The 12,547-nt window shown below is 69.5% G+C and carries 11 protein-coding genes; 8 read left to right on the top strand and 3 right to left on the bottom strand.

Annotated elements, in window-relative coordinates; all coding sequences use genetic code 11:
• The coding region (locus FFT10_RS27335) for an ExeA family protein (RefSeq protein WP_137736057.1) at positions 1 to 672 on the bottom strand (672 nt) is incomplete at its 3' end.
• Between the two features lie 148 nt (positions 673 to 820).
• Here FFT10_RS27335 and FFT10_RS27330 point away from each other — a divergent pair.
• A complete protein-coding gene (locus tag FFT10_RS27330) occupies positions 821 to 1,432 on the top strand; it encodes a phasin family protein (protein WP_137736056.1) in 612 nt (203 codons plus the stop codon).
• 40 nt (positions 1,433 to 1,472) lie between these two features.
• Here the strand turns inward: FFT10_RS27330 and FFT10_RS27325 are convergent, their stop codons facing one another.
• Both FFT10_RS27325 and FFT10_RS27320 read right to left on the bottom strand, forming a co-directional pair.
• Positions 1,473 to 2,966: a carboxypeptidase M32 gene (locus FFT10_RS27325; RefSeq protein WP_137736055.1), complete on the bottom strand. Its 1,494-nt coding sequence runs from the start codon at positions 2,964 to 2,966 to the stop codon at positions 1,473 to 1,475.
• Positions 2,967 to 3,069: 103 nt separating this feature from the next.
• A complete protein-coding gene (locus FFT10_RS27320) occupies positions 3,070 to 3,561 on the bottom strand; it encodes a YqaA family protein (protein WP_137736054.1) in 492 nt (163 codons plus the stop codon).
• A gap of 111 nt (positions 3,562 to 3,672) precedes the next feature.
• On the opposite strand from FFT10_RS27320, the gene dusB reads away from it, so the two are divergent.
• From dusB to FFT10_RS27285, 7 genes are all read left to right on the top strand, one after another.
• Positions 3,673 to 4,710, top strand: a complete 1,038-nt coding sequence (gene dusB, locus FFT10_RS27315) for a tRNA dihydrouridine synthase DusB (protein ID WP_137736053.1) — start codon at positions 3,673 to 3,675, stop codon at positions 4,708 to 4,710.
• Positions 4,707 to 4,943, top strand: coding sequence for a Fis family transcriptional regulator (locus FFT10_RS27310; RefSeq protein WP_137736052.1), 237 nt, complete (start codon positions 4,707 to 4,709; stop codon positions 4,941 to 4,943). Before dusB ends, FFT10_RS27310 begins: the two co-directional genes overlap by 4 nt.
• A 46-nt stretch (positions 4,944 to 4,989) precedes the next feature.
• Entirely contained in the window at positions 4,990 to 6,567 is a 1,578-nt protein-coding gene (gene purH, locus FFT10_RS27305) for a bifunctional phosphoribosylaminoimidazolecarboxamide formyltransferase/IMP cyclohydrolase (RefSeq protein ID WP_137736051.1), read from the top strand.
• Positions 6,568 to 6,713: 146 nt separating this feature from the next.
• Positions 6,714 to 8,645, top strand: coding sequence for an extracellular solute-binding protein (locus tag FFT10_RS27300; RefSeq protein ID WP_137736050.1), 1,932 nt, complete (start codon positions 6,714 to 6,716; stop codon positions 8,643 to 8,645).
• Positions 8,646 to 8,657: 12 nt separating this feature from the next.
• Entirely contained in the window at positions 8,658 to 9,692 is a 1,035-nt protein-coding gene (locus tag FFT10_RS27295; protein WP_137736049.1) for a microcin C ABC transporter permease YejB, read from the top strand.
• Complete coding sequence (locus tag FFT10_RS27290; RefSeq protein ID WP_137736048.1) at positions 9,689 to 10,786, top strand: ABC transporter permease; 1,098 nt, start codon at positions 9,689 to 9,691, stop codon at positions 10,784 to 10,786. Before FFT10_RS27295 ends, FFT10_RS27290 begins: the two co-directional genes overlap by 4 nt.
• Position 10,787: 1 nt before the next feature.
• Positions 10,788 to 12,374, top strand: coding sequence for an ABC transporter ATP-binding protein (locus tag FFT10_RS27285; RefSeq protein ID WP_137736047.1), 1,587 nt, complete (start codon positions 10,788 to 10,790; stop codon positions 12,372 to 12,374).
• Positions 12,375 to 12,547: the final 173 nt, after the last annotated feature.

Below are 12,547 nucleotides of genomic sequence, written 5' to 3'. Positions count from 1 at the left end.
GCCGGCGTCGAACGGGTTGGCGCCGGCCAGCCCGGCCACCGCCAGCCGGTGGGCCACGTAGGCCACGGTCTCGGCAGCACTGAGGGCCTGCAGGTGGTAGCGGGCGATCACCCGCTGCGCCAGCTGCTCCATGCCCGGCGCAGCGAGCTGGCTGCGCAACTCGGGCTGGCCGATCAGGATGATCTGCAGCAGCTTGCGCTCATGCGTCTCCAGGTTGGTCAGCAGGCGCAGCTGCTCCAGCACCTCGGCCGACAGGTGCTGCGCCTCGTCGATGATCAGCACGCAGTGGCGGCCCTGGGCATGGGCGGCGAGCAGATGCTGGTTCAGCGCGTCGACCCAGGCCTTGACGGTGGCACTGCCGGCCGCGGCGCCGGGCAGCGGCGGGATGCCGAACTCCTCGGCCACCGTCTGCAGCAGCTCGCCGACGCTGAGCTTGGGGTTGACGATGTAGCCCACCTGGCAGCCGGCGGGCACCTGCTCCAGGAAGCAGCGGCACACGGTGGTCTTGCCGGCGCCGATCTCACCGGTCAGCAGCACGAAGCCGCCGCCGGCCTGCACGCCGTACAGCAGATGGGCCAGCGCCTCGCGGTGGCGCTCGCTCATGTACAGGTAGCGCGGGTCGGGCGCGATCGAGAACGGCGGGTGCTGCAGGCCGAAGAAGGACACGTACATGACCGGCAGGATAGCCCGCGCCTTCGGCAGCCCGTGAAAACCCCGGTGCGCCGGCCCTGTTGATTAGGCAGACGGCTCGATCCGGCCTGCCTACACTGTGGCCGGCTGCGCACCGCATGCGCCGCGACCACATCCCCCAGGAGTTCCCATGGTGAAGAGACTTCAGAAGATGGCCGAGAAGAAGGCAGCTGCACCTGCCGGCCTGCTCGACAGCCAGCTGGCGCAGACCGTCAAGGATTCGGCGCAGCAGATCTGGCTGGCCGGCCTGGGCGCGTTCGCCAAGGCCCAGGGCGAAGGTGGCAAGGTCTTCGACACGCTGATCAAGGAAGGCGTGAGCCTGCAGCGCAAGACCCAGGCGGTGGCCGAGGAAAAGCTGGGCGACGTGGCCGGCAAGATGTCGGCCATGGCCGGCGAGGTGGGCAGCAAGGCCAATGCCCAGTGGGACAAGCTGGAGTCGATCTTCGAGGAGCGCACCGCCCGGGCGCTGGGCAAGCTGGGCGTGCCCGCCGCCAAGGACCTGGCGGCGCTGGTCGACCGCGTGGCCGCCCTGGAAGCCGCGGTGGCGGCGCTGAAGGGCGAGGAAGCACCGAAGGCCGCCAAGCGCCCGAAGTTCAAGCCGGGCAAGGCGCTGAAGGATGTGGTGCAGGCCGCACCGCCGAAGCCGGCCGCCCGCGCTGCGCGCAAGAAGGCCGCCGCCCCGGAGGCGGCAGCGGCAGCACCGGCCACCGCACCGCGGCGGCGCGCGACGCGCGCAGGCTGAGCCACCGCAGCGCCGCCGGGCAGGCGCCCGGCGCGCCGCATCAGCCCAGGTAGCGTGCTTCGAGGTGCGCCCGGTAGTGCGCCGGGTTCAGCACCTCGCCGCTGGCGCGCACCGCCAGCTCATCGGTGGTCCAGCGGCTGGCCTGCTGCCAGATGTGCTGTTGCAGCCAGCCGAACAGCGGCGCCAGATCGCCCGCATCGATGCCGGCGTCCAGCCCCGGCAGATCCCGCCGCATCGCCGCAAACCACTGCGCGGCATACATCGCGCCCAGCGTGTAGCAGGGGAAGTAGCCGAACATCGCCTCGGGCCAGTGCACATCCTGCAGCGGGCCATCGCTGAAGTTGCCGCGGGTGTCCAGGCCCAGCAACTCGGCCATGCCGGCATCCCACAGCGCCGGGATGTCGTCGGGCGCGATCTCGCCCTCGATCAGCCGGCGCTCGATGTCGTAGCGCAGCATCACATGGGCGGCATAGGTCAGTTCGTCGGCATCCACCCGGATCAGACCGGGCTGCACCCGGGTGACCAGGCGCAGCAGGTTGTCGGGCGCAAACGCCGGCTGGTCGCCAAAGGCCTGGCGGATCATCGGCGCCAGCCGTGCCAGGAAGCCGGGATGGCGGGCCAGCTGCATCTCGAAGCTCAGGCTCTGGCTCTCGTGGATGGCCATGCTGCGCGCCTGCGACACCGGCTGGCCCAGCCAGGCACGCGGGCGGCCCTGCTCGTAGCGGCCGTGGCCGGTCTCGTGGATGGCGCCCAGCAGGCTGGTGATGAACTCGCCGGTTTCGTAGCGGGTGGTCAGCCGCACGTCTTCGGGCACGCCGCCGGCAAACGGATGGGTGCTGACATCCAGCCGCCCGGCGTTGAAGTCGAACTGCAGCCACTGCATGACCTGCACGCACAGCGCACGCTGCGCCTCCACCGGGAACGGGCCCTGCGGCTGCAGCACCACGTCCTGTCGCTGGCGGGCCCGCACCTGCTGCACCAGGCCGGGCAGCCAGGTGCGCAGGTCGGCGAACAGCGGGTCGAGCCGGGCGCAGGTCATGCCGGGCTCAAAGCGGTCCATCAGCGCGTCGTAGGGGCGCACGCCGGCCTGCTGCGACAGGCGCTGTGCCTGCTCGCGCGCCGTGTCCACCACGGCGCGGAAGTTGTCGAGGAAGCCCGCCCAGTCATTGGCCGGACGCTGCTGGCGCCAGGCATGCTCGCAGCGCGATGTGGCCAGCTGGCTGCGCTGCACCAGGGCCTCGGGCAGGGCATTGGCAGCACGCCACTCCCGGCCCATCTCGCGCAGGTTGGCGCGCTGGAAGTCATCCAGCGGCTCGCCGGCGGCGGCGGACAAGGCCTGCGCCAGCGCGGGGTCGGTGCGGGCCTGGTGCATCAGCGTGGCCACCTCGGCCAGCGCGCCGGCGCGGGCCTCGGCACCGCCAGCGGGCATCACCGCCGCCTGGTCCCAGTAGGCGATGGACTGCAGGTGGTCCAGGTGGTGCAGCCGGGTGAAGCTGCGGGCCAGCTGGTCATAGGCGGGTGTGGATGAGGCCATGGCGCAGGCCGGCGGCGGGCCGGCAGCAATCGGTACAGGCGCTGATTCTGCAAGCCGCCGCGGCAGCGGCGATCCACCCGGAGGAAGGATTGACCCGGACGGCTCACCCCCCGGCGGACGGGAACAGCCACAGCAGAGCCGCGGTCATGGTGATGTAGCGCAGGCACTTGCCCACCGCCATGTAGGCCACGCAGGGCCAGAACGGCAGGCGCAGCCAGCCGGCCACGGCGCACAGCGGATCACCCACGCCCGGCAGCCACGAGAGCAGGCAGGCCTTGGCACCAAAGCGGCGCAGCCAGCTGATGGCGCGCAGTTCACCGCTGCGGTGGGTGACCCGCTCGTAGGCGCGCTCGGCGCCATAGCCCATCCACCAGCTGATGGCCCCGCCCAGGGTGTTGCCCAGCGTGGCCACGCCCACGGCCGGCCAGAACAGCGCCGGGTTGAGCTTGACCAGGCCGAAGACCGCCGGCTCGGAGCCCAGCGGCAGCAGCGTGGCCGACACCAGCGAGACCACGAACACCGTGCTGAGCCCCACCTCCGGCAGGGTCAGCAAGGCCAGCAATGCGCCCAGCTGGGCGTGGATCCAGGCTTCCATTCTCGCCGATCATAGGCAGGCCCGAGGCGGCCGGAAGGAGCCGGCGCCGCGGCTATACTCTGCCTCCTTTTTCAGCAGCCCCCGGCTGCGCCACCACCCCCCTCACACCCCATGCAACTCGGCCCCTTCGTGCTGCCGAACCGGCTGTTCGTCGCCCCCATGGCGGGGGTGACCGACCGGCCGTTCCGCCAGCTGTGCCGCAGCCTGGGGGCAGGCTACGCGGTCAGCGAGATGGTGACCTCGCGCAAGGACCTGTGGGCCTCGCTGAAGACCAGCCGCCGCGCCGACCACACCGGCGAGCCGGGCCCGATCGCGGTGCAGATCGCCGGCACCGATGCGCCGATGATGGCCGAGGCCGCGGCCTACAACATCGACCGCGGCGCCCAGATCATCGACATCAACATGGGCTGCCCGGCCAAGAAGGTGTGCACCAAATGGGCGGGCTCGGCGCTGATGCGTGACGAGCCGCTGGCCATCGCCATCGTCGAGGCGGTGGTGGCCGTGTGCGCGCCGCGTGGCGTGCCGGTCACCCTGAAGATGCGCACCGGCTGGTGCGATGCCGAGCGCAACGCGGTGGTGCTGGCGCGCGCGGCCGAAAGCGCCGGCGTGGCCATGCTGACGGTGCACGGCCGCACCCGCGAGCAGGGCTACACCGGCTGCGCCGAGTACGACACCATCGCCGCGGTGAAGGCCGCGGTGCGGGTGCCGGTGGTGGCCAATGGCGACATCACCAGCGCCGCCAAGTCCCGCCTGGTGCTGCAACGCACCGGCGCCGATGCGCTGATGATCGGCCGCGCCGCGATGGGCCGGCCCTGGATCTTCCGCGAGATCGCGCATGAACTGGCCACCGGCCACGCCCTGCCACCGCCGCCCACGCTGGATGTGCAGCGCTGGCTGGTCGACCACCTGCAGCAGCACTACGGCCTGTACGGCGAATTCACCGGCGTGCGCAGCGCGCGCAAGCACATCGGCTGGGCGGTGCGTGGCCTGCCCGGCGGCGAGGCCTTCCGCCAGGCGATGAACCGCCTCGACGATGCCCGCGCACAGGTGGACGCGGTGACCGCCTACTTCGACCACCTGGCCCTGGACCACCACCTGCTGCCCGCCGACGATGCAGCCAACGACGGCCTGATGGCCTTGCAAGCATGACCAAGAAGAAGATCGAGGACTGCATCCGCGACAGTCTGGAGCAGTACTTCAAGGACCTGCGCGGCACCGAGCCCCATGCCGTGCACGACATGGTGATCGGCACGGTGGAGAAGCCGATGCTCGAGGTGGTGATGAAGCACGCCGATGGCAACCAGAGCAAGGCCGCCGAATGGCTGGGCATCAACCGCAACACCCTGCGCCGCAAGCTGCTCGACCACAAGCTGATCCCCTGATCGGCTTTTCGCCTCCCGAATCCCGTATCCGTCTGAAGACCATCCCATGACCACTGCCCTGCTGTCCGTGTCCGACAAGACCGGCATCCTCGATCTGGCCAGCGCGCTGCATGCGCGCGGCGTGAAGCTGCTGTCCACCGGCGGCACCGCCCGGCTGCTGGCCGATGCCGGCCTGCCGGTGACCGAGGTGGCCGAGGTGACCGGCTTCCCCGAGATGCTGGACGGCCGGGTGAAGACCCTGCACCCGCGCATCCACGGCGGCCTGCTGGCCCGGCGCGACGTGCCGGCCCACATGGCGGCCCTCGCCGAGCACGGCATCGGCACCATCGACCTGCTGGTGATCAACCTCTACCCCTTCGCCCAGGCCACCGCCCGGCCCGACTGCACGCTGGAGGACGCGATCGAGAACATCGACATCGGCGGCCCGGCCATGCTGCGTGCCGCGGCCAAGAACTGGGCCGACGTGGGCGTGGTGATCGACCCCACCGACTACCCGCAGGTGCTGGCCGAACTGGATGCCGGCGGCCTGAGCCGCGCCACCAAGTTCAGCCTGGCGCGCAAGGTGTACGCGCACACCGCCGCCTACGACGGCATGATCACCAACTACCTGAGCGCACTGGAGCCCGGCGCCGAGGAGCGCCCCGCCGCCGTGCCGCAGCGCGCCGCCTACCCGTCGGTCTACAACCTGCAGCTGGTCAAGACGCAGGACATGCGCTACGGCGAGAACCCGCACCAGAGCGCCGCCTTCTACCGTGAACTGAAGCCCGCCGCCGGCACGCTGGCGCAGTGGGTGCAGCTGCAGGGCAAGGAGCTGTCGTTCAACAACATCGCCGATGCCGATGCGGCCTGGGAATGCGTGAAGACCTTCGACGAGCCCGCCTGCGTCATCGTCAAGCATGCCAACCCCTGCGGCGTGGCGGTGGGCAAAAGCGCGGTGGAGGCCTACCTGAAGGCGCTGAAGACCGACCCGACCAGCGCCTACGGCGGCATCCTGGCACTGAACCGCCCGCTCGACGCCGAGGTGGTGGCCGCGATCAACGCCGCCAAGCAATTCGTGGAAGTGGCGCTGGCCCCCGCGGTGACGCCCGAGGCCCGCGAGATGCTGGCGGCCAAGCCCAACCTGCGCCTGCTGGAGGTGCCGCTGGCGCCGGGCGGCAATGCGATGGACTTCAAGCGGGTGGGCGGCGGCCTGCTGCTGCAGAGCGCCGACAGCAAGAACGTGGCCCCGGCCGAGCTGAAGGTGGTGACCACGCTGCAGCCCACGCCGCAGCAGATGGCCGACCTGCTGTTCGCCTGGAAGGTGGCCAAGTTCGTCAAGAGCAATGCCATCGTGTTCTGCGGCGGCGGCATGACGCTGGGCGTGGGTGCCGGCCAGATGAGCCGCATTGATTCAGCCCGCATCGCCCGCATCAAGGCCGGCCATGCCGACCTGTCGCTGACCGGCAGCGCGGTGGCCAGCGATGCCTTCTTCCCGTTCCGTGACGGGCTGGACGTGGTGATCGACGAAGGCGCCAGCTGCGTCATCCAGCCCGGCGGCTCGATGCGTGATGCCGAGGTCATCGCCGCCGCCAACGAGCGCGGCGTGGCCATGGTGTTCACCGGCACACGGCATTTCAGACACTGACCCCCGAAGCGCCTGCGGCACTCCCCCCAGGGGGCGGCCCCAGTGGCCCGGCAAAGCCGGTTCCACAGCGCCCGCTTGGTTGTGCTGGCCCCTTGCTTGCATGCCCCGGGCGTCAACCCCGATTGCCGCACCGGGGTGATGCGCTGATGATGGCGCCGCTTTCCCAGGCCCTGGTGCCGATCACGATGCTCTCCTGCCGATCCTTCTTCCGCCACGCGGTGGCCTTGCTGTTCTCGCTGTTGCTGGCCCAGGCGGCCGCCCTGGCAGCGCCGGTGGTCACCGGCAGCTGGGAGCATGCGATTTCCGCCTTCCAGCCCCCCAAGTACCCGCGCGGCTTCACGCACTTCGCCTACGCCAACCCGCAGGCGCCCAAGGGCGGCACGCTGAACCTCAGCAACCCCGACCGCCGTTCCAGCTTTGACAAGTGGAACCCCTACACCATCAAGGGTGTGGCGCCGGCGGCGATGCGCATCCACATCTTCGAGACCCTGGGCTTCGTCGCGATGGACGAGCCCAAGGCGGTGTATGGCCTGGTCGGCGAGGAGATCCTGGTGGCGCCCGACATGGCGGCCGTCAGCTGGCGCATCCATCCCAAGGCCCGCTTCTCCAACGGCGACCCGGTGACCGCGGCCGACGTGGTGCACAGCTTCAACCTGATGACCAGTCCGCAGGCCTCGCCCGAGTACACCGTGCCGCTGGCGGGCATCGCCCGGGCGGTGGCGGTGGATGCCCGCACCGTGCGCTTCGAACTGAAGGAGCCCGGTCTGGACGCCGTGTTCTCCACCGCCGAACTGCCGGTGTTCTCCGCCAAGTGGGGTGCCGGCAAGAAGTTCGACGAGATCGTGACCGACATGCCCATCACCACCGGGCCGTATGTGATCGACAAGTTCCAAATGCCGCGCCAGCTGGAGCTGAAACGCCGCGACGACTACTGGGCCAAGGACCTGCCGGTGCGCCGCGGCTTCTGGAATTTCGACCGCGTGGTCTACCGCATGTACAAGGACCAGGACGTGCGGCGCGAGGGCTTCAAGGCCGGCGAGTTCGACCTCTACAAGGAGTACCGCGCCAGCCAGTGGGCGCGCAGCCACCGTGGCCCCAAGTGGGAGAGCGGGCGCATCGCCAAGCAGACCTTCCGCACCAGCACCGGCAGCCTGCCGCAGGCCATGCAGCTGAACACGCGGCGGCCCAAGTACCAGGACATCCGGGTGCGCGAGGCCATCGCCCGGGCCTACGACTTCGACAAGTACAACCGCTACGGCACTTTCGACGCCAGCGACAGCCTGTTCAACAACACCGAGTTCGCCGCCCAGGGCACACCCAGCCCGGCCGAACTGGCGCTGCTGGAACCCCACCGGGCCGAGTTGCCGCCGCAGGTCTTCGGCCCGCCGTTCAAGGTGCCGCGCTACAGCGCCAGCCCCAATGCCCTGCGCGACAGCCTGCGCCGCGCCCAGGAGTTGCTGGCCGAGGCCGGCTGGAAGCCCGGCCCGGACGGCTGGCTGCGCAATGCCGCCGGCGAAAAGCTCACGCTGGAGATGCTGGAGCCGCAGCAGACCGGCCGCCTGCCCGAGTTCGCCCGCAACCTGAAGAAGCTGGGCATCGAGTACAGCGAACGGCTGGTCGACTTCGCGCTGTACCGCCGGCGCATCAACACCTTCGACTACGACATGATCATCGTCGTCGAGCCCAAGTTCACCCTGCCCGATGCTGGCCAGCTGGGCAGCCTGTACGGCAGCGCCTCGGCCACCAAGGAAGGCGGCTCCAACTACCGCGGCGTGCAGAGCAAGCTGGTCGACAGCCTGATCGAGCGCATCGCCAAGGCCAGCACCATGGACGAGCTGAAGACGGCCGCCCGAGCACTCGACCGGGTGGTGATGTGGGGCCACACCGGCATCCCGATGCTGTACTCGCGCAACCAGAACGTGTCGTACTGGAACCGCTTCGGCATCCCCGCAGTCCAGGCCAGCTACATGGACATTGACACGATGATCGAGATCTACAGCCAGCCCTGGCCGCTGATGACCTGGTGGGACAAGGCGCTGGCGCCCAGCCAGGCCCCCATCCCCGCGTTCAAGGAATGAGGCGCTGACACCATGTTCGTCTACATCCTCAAGCGCATCCTGCTGATGGTGCCCACGCTGCTGGGCGCGCTGACCATCACCTTCATCGTGATGCAGTTCGTGCCCGGCGGGCCGGTGGAACAGATCCTGGCCGAAGCCCGCGCCGGGGCCGATGCCGGCGGCGACGGCTACCGTGCCGGCAAGGACCTGGACAAGAAGCAGATCGAGGAGCTGAAGAAGCTCTACGGCTTCGACAAGCCGGTGCATGTGCGCTACTGGGAGATGCTGGTGAACTTCGCCCAGTTCGACCTGGGCCGCAGCTTCATGCACAACAAGGACGTGTGGGAGCTGATCAAGGAGAAGTTGCCGGTGTCCGTCAGCCTGGGGCTGTGGAGCTTCCTGCTGGCCTACCTGGTGAGCGTGCCGCTGGGCATCGCCAAGGCGGTGCGCGAGGGCAGCCGCTTCGACACCGTCACCACCCTGCTGGTGCTCACCGGCTATGCGATCCCGGGCTTCGTGCTGGGCATCCTGCTGATCGTGCTGTTTGCCGGCGGCACCTTCTACGACTGGTTCCCGCTGCGCGGCCTGACCAGCGACAACTGGGAAGAGATGGCCTGGCCGGCGCGCATCGCCGACTACTTCTGGCACCTGACCCTGCCGCTGATCTGCCTGACCATCGGCGCCTTCGCCGTCACCACCATGCTGACCAAGAACACCTTCGTCGAGGAGATCCGCAAGCAGTATGTGCTGGTGGCCCGGGCCAAGGGCCTGTCGCAGCAGCGGGTGCTCTACAAGCACATCTTCCGCAACGCGCTGATCCCGCTGGTCACCGGCTTTCCGGCGGCCTTCGTCGGCGCCTTCTTCGCCGGCAGCGTGCTGATCGAGACGCTGTTCAGCCTGGACGGCCTGGGCCTGCTGGGCTACGAGGCGGTGATCCGGCGCGACTACCCGGTCGTGCTGGGCTCGCTGTACCTGTTCACCCTGATCGGCCTGGTGGTCAAGCTGGTGAGCGACCTGCTCTACCGCGTGGTCGACCCGCGTGTGCAGTTCGGGAGCGTGGCGAAATGAGCAGCCCCGACCTGGCCGCCGGCGCCGGCGGCAGCGCCAACCCCACCCGCAGCGACGAGGCCCTGCGCGCCGCGCGCGGCACCTCGCCCAACCAGCGTGCCTGGGCACGATTCCGCCGCAACCGGCTGGGCCATGCCTCGCTGTGGCTGTTCATCGCGCTGCTGGTGGTCACCACGCTGGCCGAGCTGGTCAGCAATGATCTGCCCTACGTGGCCCGCATCGACGGCCAGCTGATCTTCCCGATCGTCGACAACCCGAGCGAACAGTCGCTGGGGGGTGACTTCATCACCCCCACCGACTGGAAGGACCCGTTCATCACCCAGCTGCTGGCGCAGCCCGGCAACTGGGCCATCGGCGCGCCCAACCCGCACTCGGCCACGTCGACCGACTACTTCGCCAAGCTGCCGCCGCCGGCCACACCCAGCGCCGAGAACTGGCTGGGCACCGACAGCCAGGGCCGCGACATGCTCGCGCGGCTGGTCTACGGCTTCCGGGTCAGCATTTGGTTCGCGCTGGCGCTCACCGTCACCGGCACCATCATCGGCGTGGCCATGGGCGCGCTGATGGGCTACTTCGGCGGCCGCATCGACCTGACGCTGCAGCGGCTGATCGAGATCTGGGGCGCCATCCCCGAGCTGTACCTGCTGATCATCTTCGCGTCCATCTTCGACCCCAGCCTGCTGCTGCTGCTGCTGCTGCTGAGCCTGTGGGGCTGGATGGGCCTGTCGGACTATGTGCGCGCCGAGTTCCTGCGCAACCGCAACCTCGAGTTCGTCAAGGCCGCCCGGGCGCTGGGCTTGTCCAACGGCCAGATCATCTGGCGCCATGTGCTGCCGAATTCGCTCACGCCGGTGATCACCTTCCTGCCGTTCCGCATGAGCGCGGCCATCCTGGCACTGACCTCGCTCGATTTCCTGGGCCTGGGCGTGCCGGCCAGCGTGCCCAGCCTGGGCCAGCTGCTGCAGCAGGGCAAGGCCAACCTGGATGCGTGGTGGATCATCGTGCCCACCTTCCTGCTGCTGACGGTGACGATGCTGCTGCTGACCTTCATCGGCGACGCCCTGCGCGACGCCTTCGACACGAGAAAGTCCTGAAATGCCAGCCTTGCTGGAAGTCGACCACCTGAGCGTGCGCTTCGGCGCCGCCACGGTCGTCAACGATGTGTCCTTCTCCATCGCCGCCGGCGAGAAGTTCGCCCTGGTCGGTGAATCGGGCTCGGGCAAGAGCATCACCGCGCTGAGCGTGCTGCGCCTGGTCGATGCCGCCACCAGCACCGGCGCCATCCGCTTCGACGGCACCGACCTGATGACGCAGACCGAGCGGCAGATGCGCGGCCTGCGCGGCGCCAGCATCGGCATGATCTTCCAGGAGCCGATGACTGCGCTGAACCCGCTGTACACCGTGGGCAACCAGATCGGCGAGGTGCTGGAGCTGCACGAGGCGCTGCGCCCCAATGCCGCCCGCGCCCGCGCCATCGAGCTGCTGGCGCGCACCGGCATCCCCGAGCCGGAGCGCCGGGTCGATGCCTATCCGCATGAGCTGTCGGGCGGCCAGCGCCAGCGCGCGATGATCGCCATGGCGCTGGCCTGCCGGCCGCGCCTGCTGATCTGCGACGAGCCGACCACCGCGCTGGACGTCACCATCCAGGCCCAGATCCTGGCCCTGCTGGATGAACTGCAGGCCGAGATGGGCATGGCCCTGCTGTTCATCACCCATGACCTGAACCTGGTGCAGCGCTTCACCCACCGCGTGGGCGTGATGGAGCGTGGCCAGCTGGTGGAAACCGGCGAGACGGCGGCCGTGTTCGCCAACCCGCAGCACGCCTACACGAAACGCCTGCTGGCCACCCGGCCGCAGCGGGTGGTGCAGCCGCTGGCCGCCGATGCGCCGGTGCTGGTGGATGTGCAGCAGGCCGAGGTGCAGTTCGCCATCCCGACCGGCTGGTTCAGCAAGCGGCAGTTCCGGGCCGTCAAGCAGGCCACGCTGCAGCTGCGGCGGGGCGAGACGCTGGGCATCGTCGGTGAATCCGGCTCGGGCAAGACGACGCTGGGCATGGCCCTGCTGGCGCTGCAGCCGCTGGCCGGCGGCACGGTCACGCTCGATGGCACCCGGCTGGACAACGCCGACCGCAGCACGCTGCGCGCGATGCGCAAGCGCATGCAGGTGGTGCTGCAGGATCCATTTGCTTCGCTGTCGCCGCGCATGACCGTGGGCCAGATCGTCGGCGAGGGCCTGGCCCTGCACCAGCCGCAGCTGAGCGCGACCGAGCGCGAGGCCAAGGTGCTGGCCATGCTGGACGAGGTGGGCTTGTCGGCCGCACGCGGCATCCACGGCGTGCTGCAGCGTTACCCGCATGAATTCTCCGGCGGCCAGCGCCAGCGCATCGCCATCGCCCGCGCGGTGGTGCTGGAGCCCGAGATCCTGGTGCTGGACGAACCCACCTCGGCCCTGGACGTGTCGGTGCAGCAGCAGGTGCTGGCCCTGCTGGCCGAGCTGCAGCAGCGCCACGGGCTGAGCTACATCTTCATCAGCCACGACCTCGCGGTGATCCGCGCGATGGCCCATCGGGTGATGGTGATGAAGAACGGCGATGTGGTGGAAGAAGGCGAAACACTGGCGCTGTTCGACGCGCCGCAGCAGGCCTACACCCGCGAGCTGCTGGCGGCGGCCCATCTGGCGTAGGGACTCGGGCGGCTTCGGGCTCTCTGCGGACATGCATTGATCTGCACGAGGCCGAGGCCAGCGGGCAACTGGCCGACTCCGTGTCCCCCCGGGCCTGCCGGCCCTCCTTCCTCTTACCTGCGTCGGCCAGTCACCCACTGTCCTCGTCCAGCCACCATCACCGCATGCAGCGC

Source organism: Pseudaquabacterium pictum, assembly GCF_005403045.1.
Taxonomy (GTDB): Bacteria; Pseudomonadota; Gammaproteobacteria; order Burkholderiales; family Burkholderiaceae_C; genus Pseudaquabacterium; species Pseudaquabacterium pictum.
The sequence above is the reverse complement of the archived record's forward strand: the minus strand, read 5'-3'. Positions and strand labels throughout refer to the sequence as shown.